This is a genomic window from Sphingobacterium composti, from assembly GCF_009829075.1.
GTDB lineage: Bacteria > Bacteroidota > Bacteroidia > Sphingobacteriales > Sphingobacteriaceae > Sphingobacterium > Sphingobacterium composti.
In genome coordinates this window covers 1-15983 of record NZ_WUQZ01000037.1, presented here as the reverse complement: position 1 = coordinate 15983, position 15983 = coordinate 1, and the positions used below count along the sequence as shown (strand labels likewise).

The 15983-nt window shown below is 40.5% G+C and carries 17 protein-coding genes; all 17 read left to right on the top strand.

The genetic code is table 11. The annotated features are described in order from the left end of the window. Positions 1-327: 327 nt before the first annotated feature. The 17 genes from GOQ17_RS15510 (at position 328) to GOQ17_RS15430 (ending at position 15897) form a co-directional block, all read left to right on the top strand. A complete protein-coding gene (locus GOQ17_RS15510) occupies positions 328-660 on the top strand; it encodes an ArsR/SmtB family transcription factor (protein ID WP_028069444.1) in 333 nt (110 codons plus the stop codon). A gap of 73 nt (positions 661-733) precedes the next feature. Continuing rightward, complete coding sequence (locus tag GOQ17_RS15505; protein ID WP_028069443.1) at positions 734-1198, top strand: DUF6428 family protein; 465 nt, start codon at positions 734-736, stop codon at positions 1196-1198. 19 nt (positions 1199-1217) lie between these two features. Then, positions 1218-1832, top strand: a complete 615-nt coding sequence (locus GOQ17_RS15500) for an arsenate-mycothiol transferase ArsC (RefSeq protein WP_028069442.1) — start codon at positions 1218-1220, stop codon at positions 1830-1832. Between the two features lie 3 nt (positions 1833-1835). Then, a complete protein-coding gene (arsB, locus tag GOQ17_RS15495) occupies positions 1836-2867 on the top strand; it encodes an ACR3 family arsenite efflux transporter (protein WP_028069441.1) in 1032 nt (343 codons plus the stop codon). 68 nt (positions 2868-2935) lie between these two features. After that, positions 2936-3247, top strand: a complete 312-nt coding sequence (locus tag GOQ17_RS15490) for a hypothetical protein (RefSeq protein WP_081817835.1) — start codon at positions 2936-2938, stop codon at positions 3245-3247. Between the two features lie 85 nt (positions 3248-3332). Then, positions 3333-5504 (top strand): TonB-dependent receptor, encoded by a 2172-nt coding sequence (locus tag GOQ17_RS15485; RefSeq protein WP_159638879.1) that lies wholly within the window; start codon positions 3333-3335, stop codon positions 5502-5504. Between the two features lie 33 nt (positions 5505-5537). Continuing rightward, positions 5538-6302, top strand: coding sequence for a cation efflux transmembrane domain-containing protein (locus GOQ17_RS15480; RefSeq protein ID WP_236537174.1), 765 nt, complete (start codon positions 5538-5540; stop codon positions 6300-6302). Between the two features lie 264 nt (positions 6303-6566). Continuing rightward, positions 6567-6746: a hypothetical protein gene (locus GOQ17_RS15475; RefSeq protein WP_081817834.1), complete on the top strand. Its 180-nt coding sequence runs from the start codon at positions 6567-6569 to the stop codon at positions 6744-6746. 268 nt (positions 6747-7014) lie between these two features. Continuing rightward, positions 7015-7896, top strand: a complete 882-nt coding sequence (locus GOQ17_RS15470; protein ID WP_159638877.1) for a DUF3347 domain-containing protein — start codon at positions 7015-7017, stop codon at positions 7894-7896. A 14-nt stretch (positions 7897-7910) separates the two neighbouring features. Continuing rightward, the gene (locus GOQ17_RS15465) at positions 7911-8216 is read left to right on the top strand and encodes a hypothetical protein (RefSeq protein ID WP_028069437.1); all 306 of its coding nucleotides are present in this window, start codon (positions 7911-7913) and stop codon (positions 8214-8216) included. 18 nt (positions 8217-8234) lie between these two features. Beyond that, complete coding sequence (locus GOQ17_RS15460) at positions 8235-10355, top strand: heavy metal translocating P-type ATPase (RefSeq protein WP_159638875.1); 2121 nt, start codon at positions 8235-8237, stop codon at positions 10353-10355. 6 nt (positions 10356-10361) lie between these two features. Then, positions 10362-11027, top strand: a complete 666-nt coding sequence (locus GOQ17_RS15455) for a DUF3347 domain-containing protein (RefSeq protein WP_159638873.1) — start codon at positions 10362-10364, stop codon at positions 11025-11027. A gap of 10 nt (positions 11028-11037) precedes the next feature. Next, positions 11038-11562: a DUF305 domain-containing protein gene (locus GOQ17_RS15450; protein WP_002993268.1), complete on the top strand. Its 525-nt coding sequence runs from the start codon at positions 11038-11040 to the stop codon at positions 11560-11562. 26 nt (positions 11563-11588) lie between these two features. Beyond that, positions 11589-12008 (top strand): hypothetical protein, encoded by a 420-nt coding sequence (locus tag GOQ17_RS15445; RefSeq protein WP_159638871.1) that lies wholly within the window; start codon positions 11589-11591, stop codon positions 12006-12008. 32 nt (positions 12009-12040) lie between these two features. Beyond that, complete coding sequence (locus tag GOQ17_RS15440) at positions 12041-12496, top strand: heme-binding domain-containing protein (RefSeq protein ID WP_028069433.1); 456 nt, start codon at positions 12041-12043, stop codon at positions 12494-12496. Positions 12497-12509: 13 nt separating this feature from the next. Continuing rightward, a complete protein-coding gene (locus tag GOQ17_RS15435; RefSeq protein WP_028069432.1) occupies positions 12510-14783 on the top strand; it encodes a multicopper oxidase family protein in 2274 nt (757 codons plus the stop codon). 259 nt (positions 14784-15042) lie between these two features. After that, on the top strand, positions 15043-15897 hold the full coding sequence (locus tag GOQ17_RS15430) for an RteC domain-containing protein (RefSeq protein WP_159638869.1): 855 nt from the start codon (positions 15043-15045) through the stop codon (positions 15895-15897). Positions 15898-15983 lie beyond the last annotated feature (86 nt).

Genomic DNA, 15983 nt, shown 5'->3' with positions numbered 1-15983 from the left:
TCCTTTTATACAGGATAATTCAACTGCCATGATTTTAAAAGATTCTTCAAATACTCGTGCCATATGTTAACAAATTTAATTCTTTATTTTTTAAATCTGTCTCCACTCAAAGGTAGCAACTCCACACTGCAACGACAATATGAAGCAGGTCATTGAAGCCAATTACAGGCAGGTTAAAACGGACGTTATGCAGATTGTGGAAAGCGAAATGGAGCGTATCAAGAACGACCCCAATTTACAGCATTTGGTGCAACAGGAATAATTTTTTTATAAATTTCTTGTGTGATTAAAAGATGCATCGTAATATTGCGATATAAAAGAAAAGTTATGGGGCTTACCAAATCAGAAATATTTTCGGACGAACAGAATAAGCTGTCTTCACTATTTAAGGTTTTGGCACATCCGGCAAGGATTGCTATACTTCAATATATAATCAATCAAAAAGCCTGTATTTGTAATGATTTGGTTGAGGAATTAGGTTTGGCACAGGCAACCATTTCACAGCATTTAAAAGAGTTAAAGAATATCGGTATCATACAGGGAACTATTGAGGGTAAATCTGTTTGCTATTGCATTGATGAAAATATATGGAAAGAAATTCAAGCCGAATTGAACACTTTTTTTAATCAAAATGTACAAGTTACCAAGTGCTGTACGTAGTGTTTTTTTTAGCATTTAACATCGTTATATTGCAATATTAAGTTTACTATTTCATTTTTTAAATTCAGTTATTATGAAACTATCAAAAATCAAAGAAATCTTGCCAACATTGGACAATGTTGAATTTCAATTAGAGAACGGAACATTTGTTCCCGAACATTTCCACGTTACGGAAATAGGGCAAATCACTAAACATTTTATTGATTGCGGTGGTGTAGTCCGTATAGAGAAAGCGGTAAACTTTCAACTGTGGGATGCCAACGACTATGAACACAGGTTAAAGCCCGCCAAACTATTGAACATTATCAAGCTATCAGAAGAAAAACTGGGAATGGAAGATGCCGAAATCGAAGTAGAATATCAAAGCGAAACGATTGGCAAATTTGACTTAGACTTTGACGGTCAACATTTCATCCTAAAGAACAAACAGACGGCTTGTTTGGCAAGCGATGCCTGTGGCATTCCTGCCGAGAAGCAAAAAATAAACTTATCAGAACTGAACAGCACTTGTTGTACACCTAATTCGGGATGTTGCTAAACACTAAAAACAAATCGTAATGTATAAAAATTTAGCTGAAACCATAAACGGGATTATTGACGTCCAAACCGTAAAAGAGGAACGTAAAACCACACTGCAACCGCTGATAGATTTTGTACGGCAAAAAGCAAACAGCGGTGAGGATATAAACCTCAATTTTATCTGTACCCATAATTCACGAAGAAGCCATTTAGCACAGGTATGGGCGCAGTTGGCAAGTGCATACTTCAATATCCCGAACGTACATTGTTATTCGGGCGGTACAGAAGAAACAGCACTATTCCCGAAAGTGGCGGAAACATTGACCAATCAAGGTTTTCATATTTTCAAGATTGCGGAAACCGATAATCCTGTATATGCGATAAAATACAGCGATAATGCTTTGCCAGTCATTGGGTTTTCAAAAAAATACGATAGTCCTTTCAACCCTGCATCGGCATTTGTCGCCATTATGACCTGTTCGCAGGCGGACGGTGGATGCCCATTCATTGCCGGAGCGGAAAAGAGAATACCCATCACATTTGAAGACCCCAAGATTTCGGACGGCTCACCCGAACAGGCACAGGTATATGCTGAAAGGAGTTTGCAGATAGCGCAGGAAATGTTCTATGTTTTTTCAATGATTAAAAGTTAGCCGATGCAACCAAAACTAAAATTTCTTGACCGTTACCTAACGTTATGGATATTCCTTGCAATGGCGACAGGAATAGTATTAGGGTATTTCTTTCCGAGCATTTCCAATGTTACAAATGCCTTATCCGTAGGCACTACCAATATTCCTTTGGCGATAGGGCTTATATTGATGATGTACCCACCTTTGGCTAAGGTGGATTATTCATTGTTGCCCAAAGCATTTAAAGACACGCAAGTAATCGGCATATCTTTATTACTGAATTGGGTAATCGGTACAGTATTGATGTTTGGTTTAGCCGTTTTGTTTTTACGAAACGAACCCGATTATATGACGGGTTTAATATTAATCGGTTTGGCAAGATGTATCGCTATGGTCATAGTATGGAGCGACTTGGCGAAAGGGAATAGAGAATATACGGCATTATTAGTCGCATTGAACAGTATCTTTCAGATAATAAGTTACAGCTTCTTTGTTTGGCTATTTATTAACGTATTACCCAATAAATTAGGCTTAGCCAATTTCAATGTAAGCGTATCAATGAAAGATGTAACCGAAAGCGTATTGATATACTTAGGTATTCCTTTCTTAGCAGGTTTTATAAGTCGTTACGCACTTGTAAAGTCAAAAGGTATAGAATGGTATAACCGCAAATTCGTTCCCAAAATATCACCCATTACATTATATGCTTTATTGTTCACCATAGTATTGATGTTCAGTCTGAAAGGTGATAAAATATTGGAGTTGCCAATGGATGTAGTAAAAGTAGCTATACCGCTTATCATCTATTTTGTACTGATGTTTTTCGTGAGCTTCTTTATCAGCAAATTCTTAAATGTTCCTTACGACAAAAACGCATCCATCGCATTTACAGCCACAGGAAATAATTTTGAATTGGCAATAGCCGTAGCAATAGCTGTTTTTGGCATTCATTCACCACAGGCTTTTGTGGGCGTAATCGGCCCACTGGTGGAAGTTCCGGTACTGATACTATTGGTACGAGCAAGTTTGTGGTTAAAGGGAAAGTATTACACATAGAAAAGGTTTTTTTTAAGGGATGAAATAAGAGTAGAGATTTGAAAACTAATTTTTTTTACCTTTGCATAATGAAATATTTATCATTCATATTAGCTTTAATGGTGTTGGTGTTATCAACAGCACCTTGCTTTATGGTAGATAAATGCCTTGACCTCGCATACCAAACATCAGATAGTCAAGAACAAGACAACGATGATTGCGGGATGGATTGTTGCTCCCCTTTTTCTAAATGTAATACCTGTACGGGGTTTGTAATAACGTCATTTTATTTTTCAATTGCTAACTCTTTCCAATTACCTGAAAAGAAATTAGGAGTAATAACTACGTCACCTATTTCTGACTTCCCCTATTCTATTTGGCATCCACCACAAATCGCTTAATGTATAGTGCTTCGGCACAAGTTAGTTAGTAACGATGCTTTGCATCGTAATTGTTTATTTCTTCACATTAAGCATCATTTTTACAATGAAAAAAATACTCATTGTGTCATTTTTCATGGCACTAAACCTTTGTGTATATGCACAAAATACATTAACCGCTGTCGTAAAAAGCAGTGGAACGAAAGAACCTTTAATTGGCGTAACGGCATCTATAAAAGGCACTTCAATTGGAGCAACATCTAACGAGAACGGGCAAATTACATTATTCAATATTCCTAATGGATTACAGGAAATACATTTTAGTTATATAGGCTTCAATGAACGTATTGATACATTAGAATTTCCATTAAAGGACACCAGTGTTATTGAAATCCTACTCAAAGAAAGTTCAGAGGAGTTAGACGAAATTGTCATATCCTCTACCAGAAGCACGAGAAGCATACAAAATATTCCTACCCGTATTGAATTTATCGGAGGTGAAGAATTGGACGAAAAAGGAAATATGAAAGCAGGGGATATTCGTATGCTTTTGAGCGAGAGTACAGGTATTCATGTCCAAACTACCTCACCCACAAGTGCCAATGCAAGTATTCGTATTCAAGGACTTGACGGGCGATATACGCAAATTTTAAAAGACGGTTTCCCGATTTATTCCGGTGCTTCAAGTGGGTTAGGTTTGTTGCAAATTCCACCGCTTGACTTAAAGCAGGTTGAAGTTATTAAGGGTTCAACATCTACGCTGTACGGTGGTGGAGCAATAGCAGGCTTGGTAAACTTAATTTCCAAGACACCAACGGAAGAAAGGTATTTGCGTTTTCATTTAAACGGAACATCGGGCAGAGGATTGGACATCAACGGTTTTTACGGACAAAAGTTTAATAAAATCGGAACAACAATATTCGCTTCGCACAACCGAAACGTAGCTTACGACCCTGCACAAATCGGACTTTCTGCCATTCCCCAATTTGAAAGGTATGTATTGAACCCCAAGTTATTTGTTTACTTCAATGATAAAACTAAAATGAACTTTGGCATCAACGCCACCATTGAAAACCGTTTGGGTGGCGACATGCTTTATATAAAGGGCAAAGCGGACAACACACACCAGTTTTTCGAGGAAAACAAAACACAGCGTTATTCCACACAATTTGTTTTTGACCATACAGTAAATGAAAACAGTTTTGTCCAAGTCAAAAACAGCGTAAGTTATTTTAACCGTAATACAGCTATTCCCAATTACGAGTTTGAGGGAACGCAAACAGCCACTTTTACGGAAGCGAGCTATACCCACAGCAAAGAAAAGTCTGAATGGATAACAGGTGTTAATATTTGGACGGATAACTTCAAAGAAAAACAAATTACCTCATTTCCGTTAAGGGATTACAATCAAACGACATTCGGGGCTTTCGTTCAAAATTCTTTTAGGGCTACGGACTGGTTTCAATTGGAAACAGGTTTAAGAACGGATTACGTGGTGGATTACGGGGCTGTTTTTCTACCAAGAGTATCGGCATTGTTCCATATTGCAAACGGATTGACTTCACGCATCGGGGGTGGATTTGGGTATAAAACACCAACCATTTTTACCGAAGAAAGCGAACGCATACAATATCAAAACGTTATGCCTATTGATGATAATACCAATAAATTAGAAAAGAGCTACGGTGCAAATGCAGACATCAATTACCGCACGAATATGGGCGATGACTGGACGTTCAGCATCAACCATTTATTCTTTTACACCTATTTAGACAATCCATTGTTGCTTCAAAATATGGCAACAAATACTTATCAGTTTATCAATTCATCGGGTTACATCCATACCAAGGGAACAGAAACCAATGTGAAAATCGGCTATGATGATTTGAAACTATTTTTGGGCTACACATTTACCGATACCCGATTGCTGGAAAACGGAACAAGTACCGAAAATCCATTGACCCCAAAACACCGTGTTAATTCCGTACTGATGTACGAAATAGAGGATAAATGGAAGATTGGTTTGGAAGCCTATTATTTCAGCCCTCAAAAGTTGAATGACGGTACAACTGGAAAGGACTATTGGATGTGTGGCTTTATGGCTGAAAAGATTTGGGAACGGTTCTCTTTGTATATCAACTTTGAAAACTTCCTTGATACAAGGCAGACACGTTTTGACAACATCTATACAGGCACAATAACCAACCCTGTTTTTAGAGACATCTATGCACCGTTGGACGGATTTGTAATTAATGGTGGAATAAAATTTAAACTTTAAAATATGAACAAAACCATATTCAATATTACCAAAATGGATTGCCCCAGTGAGGAGCAATTAATCCGTATGAAATTGCAGGATTTTGATACGGTAAAGTCATTGGAATTTGATATTCCCAATAGGGAATTGAATGTTTATCATAGTGGAAACCCCGAGCCGATTTTATCGGCTTTGGAAACTTTGAACCTAAATACAACGTTGATTTCAACCGAAGAAACTGACGGAGTTATTGAAACGGATACAAGCAATAGACAACGGAGGCTACTTTGGACGGTACTGGTTATCAACTTCGTTTTCTTTGGAGTGGAAATGTTGTTCGGTATTTTTTCCAACTCAATGGGATTGGTAGCGGATAGCTTGGATATGCTTGCCGATAGTATCGTCTACGCTTTGGCTCTGTTTGCTGTAGGGGGTACGGTCGCAAGAAAAAACAACATAGCCAAATTTGCAGGGTACTTCCAAATCTTGTTGGCTGTTATCGGTTTTGTGGAAGTAATAAGACGTTTTTTAGGTTTTGAAAAGATGCCCGATTTTCAAACGATGATTATCGTTTCAGTTTTGGCACTAATGGCAAATGTGCTTTGTCTTTACCTGTTACAAAAGAACAAAAGTAAGGAAGCCCACATGCAGGCAAGTATGATTTTCACATCGAACGATGTCATTATCAATTCGGGCGTTATCGTTGCAGGTCTCTTGGTTCATTGGCTTAATTCAAGCTACCCCGATTTGATTATCGGAGCAATTGTATTTGTAATTGTGGCAAGAGGGGCATATAGGATATTGAAGTTAGTAGAATAAGTCGTTATATTTTCAAGTGATAAGCAAGCTGTTTTAGAAATGCCCTTTTTCCGGCCAATTTTTTATTGTGGTTGGCGAAAAAGGGTATTTTGTAAATCCTGGAAAAGTGGATAGGTGGTTTTGCTCAGATAAGCAAAAAAATCTTAAAAATCACATAAAAAACCAATCTAATTTGTAACTTTGTTGCGTTGAAAAATTATAGAATACATATAGGCATTTTGACATTGTTCTGTTTGGTTTTCTTTATGATGCCAAGTCAGAGCTATGCCTGTTCCAAAAATTCAACAAAGACCGAGCAGTCTTCCTGCTCAAAGGAGAAATCCAAAAAATCAGAACATAAAAAAGGTTGCAAGGGCAAATCCTGTAAAAAATGCAAAAGTGACAAATGCGGGGGCGGCTGTTCACACAGCTCTTGCAGGTGCGGTGCTTCAACCACTTCCCTAAATGTCCCAACCATAATCGAATTAAAGGCAAAAAATCACTTAGCAGCAGCTAAAAAGCAAAAATTCGGTTTCAAAGAAGCCTACTATTCTTCGGGCTTTTTCTCCATTTGGCTACCGCCTAAAATAAGCTAAAACTATGGCCTGATAGCCATAGGTGTGTCCTGTCAGAAGCTGTTCCGGCTTTTGCAAATCCCCTATTTGTATCATTTACTTAAAATTTAAAACAGAAACGGGTTTATCAATCCCCCGTTTCTCAAAATGTAATTATTATGAAATCATTATTAAAAATAGTGATGGTAATCGCCGTGTTACTATCATCAATAAACGGCTTCGCACAAATCAAGAATGCGAAAACAGAAACCGTAAAGATTTACGGCAATTGTGGTATGTGCAAAACCACCATCGAAAAAGCAGGTAACGTAAAAAAGATAGCCAGCGTGGACTGGAACAAAGATACCAAGATGGCTACGCTCACCTATGAAGGCGACAAAACAAATCAGGATGAAATCCTGAAACGTATTGCTTTGGCTGGTTATGACAGTGAGAAGTTCCGTGCGCCGGATGACGTATATGCTAAACTGGCTGGTTGCTGCCAGTATGATAGACCCGTGAAGACGGTTGCCAAAAACAAAGAGGCGGGAATGGACATGAATGCCGGACATGGCAATCACGACCATGGCCAAATGGCAGCATCCGCTAACAAAGATGCAGCCCAAAACCAATCACAGCTAAAAGCTGTATTTGACAACTACTTTTCAGTGAAAGACGCTTTGATAAAAACCGATGCGGCGACCGCATCTGCCAATGCAGCTGAATTGGCCGCATCCCTTAAAGCAGTCGATATGAATAAGCTATCGGCAGAGGAACATACGGCTTGGATGAAAGTAATGCAGGACTTAACGGCCAATGCGGAAAGCATTTCAAAATCAAAAGACGTTGCAAAACAAAGAAGTGCTTTTGCGGCACTTTCGGGAAGCATCTACACACTGGCTAAAGTGTCTAAACAGGACACCCCCGTTTATTACCAGCACTGTCCTATGTACAATGGAGGTAAGGGAGCCAATTGGCTAAGTAAAGAGAATGCGGTTAAAAATCCATATTACGGCTCACAGATGCTCACCTGCGGAAGTACGGTCGAAACCATTAAATAACAGGTCTGAAAGCTATGGTACAGTACAATGACATGGTGCAGGCACTTAAAGACCTAAGACAGCGTGGGTACAGTATGGACTTTAGTCTGTTGCCGGACTGCCTTTACTGTGCGTCAAGGAGCCTGAAACTAAAACCGGAGGATTTTACGGTTACGGAAACTCATAGGTTTGAAAGCCTCGACAGCAGTCCTGATAACAATGCCGTAATTTATGCCATATCGTCTAATGATAGTAAGAATAAAGGCGTACTTGTTGATGCCTATGGTACTTATGCCGAAGAAATGACCCATGAGATGGCAAAAAAATTAAGTGCAACATAACTTTTAAAACCCCTTGTTATGAAAAAATATACCTGTCCTATGCACCCACAGGTGCTAAAAGACGAACCGGGCAAATGCCCGCTCTGTGGCATGGCATTGGTTCCCGTTGGCGGTGCGTCAGTTTCTCATGAACACACATCAGAACATGGGCATTCCGGGCATTCTCAACATGGCCATGCTGACGAAAACTTTAATAAACATGAGGGACATCATACAGGTGATTTCCTCACTCGTTTTTGGATAAGCCTTGTCATTACAATCCCTATACTGCTCCTGTCGCACATGATACAGCAATGGTTAGGTTTCTCGCTTGCTTTCAATGGCGATAAATATGTGTTGCTGGCATTGGGTACGGTGATTTATTGCTATGGAGGCTTACCATTCCTAAAGGGAATGATTGGCGAGGTGAAAGCCAAAGCCATAGGGATGATGACACTTGTTGCTATCGCCATATCCGTAGCCTATGTCTATTCCGTAGCCGTTGTATTTGGCTTGCAGGGTATGGATTTCTTTTGGGAACTGGCAACCCTAATTGACATCATGCTGTTAGGGCATTGGCTGGAAATGCGTTCCCAAATGGCTGCTTCACGGGCATTACAGTCATTGGTAGCGTTACTGCCCAACGATGTTACCGTGGAACGAGGCGGAGAAGCTGTAAAGATAAAGCTCGAAGACCTGCAAAGCGGTGAAACGGCTATCATAAAACCGGGTGAAAAAATTCCAGCCGACGGATTGGTTCTGGATGGGCTTTCATATATCAACGAGAGTATGCTTACCGGAGAAAGTGTTCCCGTAAAAAAGGAAAAGGACGGAAAGGTCATCGCAGGCTCTATCAATGGCGATGGTGCGCTGAAAGTTAAGGTAACAGCCGTTGGAAAAGACAGCTACCTGAACAGGGTTATCAATCTTGTGCAGGAGGCACAAGCTACTAAGTCCAATACGCAAAACCTTGCGGACAAAGTTGCCAAATGGCTCACCTTTATTGCCATTGCCGTGGGCATAGGCACATTTGCCTATTGGTATGCAAGCAGTGGAGATATTGCCTTTGCGCTTGAAAGAATGGTGACGGTAATGGTAACGGCCTGCCCGCACGCATTGGGCGTGGCTATCCCGTTGGTGGTCGCCATTTCCACAACGCTATCGGCGACCAATGGTCTGCTCATCCGCAACCGCACAGCATTTGAAACCACCCGTAAGCTATCTACCATCATTTTTGACAAAACCGGAACGCTCACCAAAGGTTCCCATGCCGTGGAAAAGGTTATTCCCTTTACGGACGAATACAATGCCGATGCAGTTATCCAGTATGCTGCCGCAGTACAGCAAAATTCGGAACACCATATCGCGAAAGGCATTATGGCTACATTGAAAGAAAAGAGGCTTGCGTTATGGAAGTCTGAAAACTTTAGCTATATGCAGGGTATAGGTGTAAAAGGTGTTGTAAACGGAAAGAGTGTTGTAGCTGGTGGCCCGAATTACTTCACCGAAAACCACCTTTCTTTGCCGGAAATTCCAGCCGAAATTAATCAGGAAGCCGAAACAGTAAACTTTGTTCTCATTGATGACCGGGTAATCGGCCTCATTACTTTGGCAGACAGCATCCGTGAGGGGTCGGCACAGGCGATTGAGGAACTCAAAAAAATGGGCATCAAGTCCTTTCTGCTCACGGGGGATAACGACAGGATTGCTGCTGCCGTAGCCGGAAAATTGGGTATGGACGGGTATTTGGCCAATGTGCTTCCGCATAACAAGCAGGAGAAAGTAAAGGAGTTTCAGGCAAAAGGCGAAATCGTAGCAATGACTGGTGATGGTGTAAATGATGCACCTGCACTGACACAGGCAGATGTTGGAATTGCCGTGGGTTCCGGTACGGACGTGGCTGCCGAAACAGCGGATATCATATTGGTAGACAGCGACCCGAGGGATGTGGTCAAACTGATTGACTTCGGCAAACTTACCTACAAAAAGATGGTACAGAACCTGATATGGGCGGTTGGCTACAACGTGGTGGCAATACCGCTTGCGGCAGGCGTACTCTATCCGAATTTTGTTTTAAGTCCCGCTATGGGTGCTGTGCTGATGAGTGTAAGCACCATTGTAGTGGCTATTAACGCAAGTTTTTTAAAAATCAAAAAATAAATAAAAATGAAAAATCTAACATTATCAATCATTGCTGTTATCATGGCATTTGTAACAGTATCATGCAATCAGGCATCCAACAAAAACGAGCAGTCTTCAAGTGATACTGCTGTTGTATCACAAGAACAGTCAGCTTCCCAACCAAAAGAGGATGATACGGTAGCTGCGCACGTTGTGAGTGAAACTCCGAGCGGTCAGGAAGCAAAAGCAACAGGAAAAGAAGAAGCAAAAAACTTTTCTATTGCGCCCATAGTTACCGATTATCTGTCCTTAAAGAACGCCCTTGTTTCGGACGATGACAAAGCTGCCGCCAGTTCAGGGAAAAAGCTGTTAGCTACCCTGAATAAAGTGGACATGAAAGCCGTTCCTGCTGATAAGCACAAAAAGTACATGGACATAGCGGACGATGCTAAAGAACACGCAGAACATATCGGGGAAAATGTCGGCAACATTCACCACCAGCGGGAACATTTGGCCTCGCTTGGCGAAGATTTGAAAGACCTGATTGATTTGTTCGGTACATCGCAAACATTGTATCAGGACCATTGCCCGATGTTCAATGACGGTAAGGGTGCTGTTTGGTTCAGCGAAAACAAGGAAATCAAAAACCCTTACTACGGTTCTAAAATGCTGACCTGCGGTAAGGTGGAAAAAACAATTAACAGCAAATAAATTTCGGGTTATGGAAAATATGCAAAACAGTCACCATGCGGGTCATTCCTCGGAGCATGGCACGCACAATACAAAACATGCTTCGGCCATGTACAAACGCTTTGCGGTGATGGCTGTCGCAATGTTCGCAGTGATGTATTTTATCATGTACGCCATGATTGACGGGTGGCAGAACCTGATACCCAATATCAACAATTTGTACATGACCCTGCTGATGACCTCGGCAATGCTGCTTATCGAATTAGCGATAATGAAAGTAATGTACCCCAACAGGAAGATGAATTGGGCGATAGCCATCATCTCGGTTGCTGTTGGCATCTTTTCATGGTTTGGTATCAGGGAACAAATCAATGTCGGGGACAAGCAGTTTGCAAAGGGTATGATACCCCATCACGCAGCAGCCATATTGATGTCCGAAAAGGCACACCTGACCGACCCGGAACTGATAGAGCTGCAAAAAAATATACTTAAAACCCAAGCGGAAGAAATTGAACTAATGAAGCGCAAGCTAAAGGAGTTTGAAGAAAGTAAATAATAAAATTTAAAAAAACAAGTTTGGACATGAACAAAATAATAATTGGCTTTATTTCCTTATTAACCCTCCTATTCACCGCTTGCGGTCAGGCGGAGTCAAATAAGGATGAAGCGGAACAGCAGCATTCGCAGGCAACTCCGGAAAGCAACGGACATACTACCCAAACAGGTGAATTGGTTCCATCGGATGAAGTCTGCATGGTCAACGATGCCTATATCGGCAAAAAGCAGTTTGAAGTAAAATTTGATGGTAAAACCTATTACGGATGTTGCGAAATGTGTAAGGAACGTATTCCAAAAGATGTGACCGTGCGGATGGCGATAGACCCCTATTCCCATAAGCAGGTAGACAAAGCTAATGCGGTGATTGCTGTGACAGGAAATAACGGTGAAGTTTCTTATTTTGAAAACAAGGAGAATTATGCCAAGTATGTGAAAAAACAGTAGACACAAAAAGATGAAGCCACAATAAAATAATTATGACCATAAAGAAGAAAATCATATTGGGGCTGGCTGTCGTCCTGATTGCCATACAGTTCTTTCAGCCCTTACGGAACCAGGCGGTTGAAGTGCCAGCCACCCATATCGAAAGGGTGTACGCCGTACCCCAAAATGTAAAGACTATCCTTGTTCAGTCCTGTTATGACTGCCATAGCAACAATACCCATTATCCGTGGTACAGCCGTATCCAGCCCGGCGCATGGTACATGGCAGAGCATATAAAAAAGGGGAAAGAGGAACTCAACTTTAGCGAATTTGGCGACTATTCTGTCCGCAGGCAGCGAAACAAGTTCAGGGCTATGGCCGGGCAGGTTAAGGACGGGGAAATGCCGTTGTCATCATACACACTAATTCATCGCAATGCAGTATTGTCACCGGAGGATAAGCAGGTTTTGATAGCGTGGTTTAGCACAATGGAAGACAGCATTAAATAAAATTTTTCAAATCATGAACAGATATAATAAAATACCTATAAGAATTTTGCAAACAGTGCTGATACTGCTTTGCACGCAAACGCTGTTTGCACAGAGAGTGGTGCATTACGAGCTGTATGTAAAAGATACGCTTGTCAACTATGCAGGTAAGCAAAAAAGGGCAATTGCCGTAAACGGGCAAATCCCCATGCCCACCCTTACCTTTACCGAGGGCGACACTGCCGAAATAGTGGTGCACAACCAATTGAAAGAAAGCACATCACTTCACTGGCATGGCGTGTTCCTGCCCAATAAAGAAGACGGTGTGCCCTGGCTTACACAAAAACCCATCGCACCGGGCACAACCTACACCTACCGTTTTCCGATTATCCAGCATGGTACGCACTGGTACCATTCCCACTCAGGATTGCAGGAGCAGATTGGCATGTACGGAAGTTTTATCATGAAGAAAAGAAGCGATGATAAGACATTCAGAAAAGGAATTGACGATTTGCCGACCGTTCCAATTATATTAAGTGAGTGGACAAATCTTAACCCCGATAATATCAACCGTATGCTACACAATGCAAATGATTGGGCGGCCATTAAGAAAGGCGCAACACAATCATATGTTGAAGCTATTAAGGAGGGAAAATTAGGGGTAAAGGTAAAAAACGAGTGGAAGCGGATGCTGGCGATGGATGTCAGTGACGTTTACTATGATAAAATCCTAATAAATGGTAGCCATAGCACCGATTTGAAAACAATTGATGGTAAAAAGCTAAAAGCAGGCGACAAAGTCAGATTGCGTGTTTCCAATGGAGGGGCGTCTTCCTATTTCTGGCTACGGTATGCTGGAGGAAAAATTACAGTAGTAGCGAATGATGGGAATGATGTTGAGCCTGTAGAGGTGGACAGGTTAATCATTGCCGTTTCTGAAACTTACGATATTGTAGTGACTATCCCTCAAGATGGTTTGGCTTACGAGTTCTTAGCAACAACCGAAGACAGGACACAATCTGCGAGTTACTTTATAGGTGATGGGGTCAAACAGCTTATTTCTCCACTCCCACGATTGAAGTATTTTGAGGGGATGAAGATGATGAACGATATGATGAAAATGAATGGCGATTTGGACGATATGGGCATGAAGATGAGCCTTAACCAAATGGACATGAATGTAGTGATGTATCCCGAAATTACCGGAGATGCAACAAAAAAAGCAGACCACAGTAAGCATGAGGGTATGGATATGGATAACGACGCTAACCGTTACAACGCTAATGCCTTGGGAGACATCAAAACATTAAATTATGCTATGTTGCAATCACCTTATAACACCTCTCTTCCAAATGATGCGCCTGTAAAAGAGTTGAAATTCACACTTACTGGCAACATGAACCGCTATGTATGGAGCATGGATAATAAAATACTTTCGGAAACTGACAAAATACCTGTAAAAAAAGGAGAAATTCTACGGATTACCATTTATAATAATTCAATGATGCGGCATCCAATGCATCTTCACGGATTTGATTTCAGGGTGATAAACGGAAAAGGCGAAAAATCGCCGCTTAAAAATGTGTTGGATATCATGCCTATGGAAACAGATACCATTGAGTTTTTAGCAAATGAGGAAGGTGATTGGTTCTTTCATTGCCATATATTATATCACATGATGGCGGGAATGAACAGGGTCTTTGAAGTTGGAGACTACAATAACCCCTATCTACCCGACAAGGCAAAAGCCTATAAAGAATTGCAAAGAGAAAGTAATATGCCTCATTTTATGGCACAAAACGATTTTGCAACCAATGGTAATGATGGAGAAGCTATGCTAATGAATGCACGCTACCAATTAGGAACAGAATGGCGTTTAGGCTATAATAGTATGCACGGTTATGAAGTAGAAACCCATTTAGGTAGATACATTGGAAAGATGCAATGGTTCATGCCCTTTGTAGGTTTTGATTACCGCTACCGTAAAATGGGAGAAGATGAACACGAAAAGAACATATTTGGACAAACCAACAAGAAAGATACCCGCAGGGCGTTCAGTTTAGGGTTTATGTATACGTTACCTATGCTCGTCAATTTTCAGGCAGAAGTATATCATGATGGAATTGTGAGATTGCAGTTAATGCGTGAAGATATACCAATTTCAAAAAGACTAAGAGGTGGTTTTATGGTGAATACCGACTTAGAGTATATGGGAGAACTTAGGTATATCATTAATAAGAATATAGGTATACGTACCCACTATGATAGCGATATGGGCTTTGGTGTGGGGCTGGCATTGACTTATTAAAATTAAATAACTAAGGGTTGTAAACTGCATAACCGTAAAAAAATATCGGTAAAAAAAAGGAGGTGATGCAGGTGTAATTCGCAAAGACTAACCTGCATCATACTACAACCCTTTAAAGTATGCAACAAAAATCTATCTATCGTTCCATCATCAATACGGTAGAGGTTGAATTTTTTTAAGCAGTAATTGCATCATAAGCTAATACGAATAGTGTTAGCTTTTCTGTATTAACCAATAACATCTATTTCAAAATAAACAGATGAATAAATTCTATAATGAAACCCTACATAAACTGGAAACAGCCATCAACGAATTGGAGATTGAAACCGATTGTTCCATACAACGGATAGAAGCCGTTATACACCTTATCCTTGAATGCCTGTCCAAACTGAAAGAGTATGTTCTGAAAAGAGGGTTTAGGAACACGGATGAGGAAATCCGTTTTTTCAAGTATCAGAAACCTGCCTTTGTAGCAAAACTCATTTACTACAATGCCATCTACAAAATCGAAACAAAAAAGCCTTATGGAGCAAAGCCCATAAGGAAATACCTCAACAAAGAACTGAAAAAACTTAAGAGGTTCTTTAACAACAACCTCGATTTCTATAAGTATTACCGTAGCAACAATTCGTTACTTGACGATAGAATGTTTTTAAGGGGGAAGCATGATATAAAGCTGTGGTTGGACACTTATTATTTTCAATCTGACCAGTCCTTTTCCACTTCACATGATTATAAGGTCGCCAAGATAATAGCCAATGATTTGATACAGGTTTACATCGAAGACCAGTTGTATAACAAATTCCAAAAAGATAAATCGAAAATCCAAAAGAAGCTGAAATGGACAGGAAGTAAAGTGGCATTGATAGAACTGATTTATGCCCTGCACTATCAAAATGTATTTGACAACGGGAACAACGATATAAGGGAAGTAGCCCTATATTTTGAAAGCACATTTGATGTTGATTTGGGCAATTTTTATCAGGCTTATTTGGAGTTGAGAAACCGGAAGATGAACCGTACAAAATTCCTTGATGCGCTTCGGGAAGAACTTATGCGAAGAATGGACGAGCTGGAGTTGCTACCTTTGAGTGGAGACAGATTTAAAAAATAAAGAATTAAATTTGTTAACATATGGCACGAGTATTTGAAGAATCTTTTAAAATCATGGCAGTTGAATTATCCTGTATAAAAGGATCT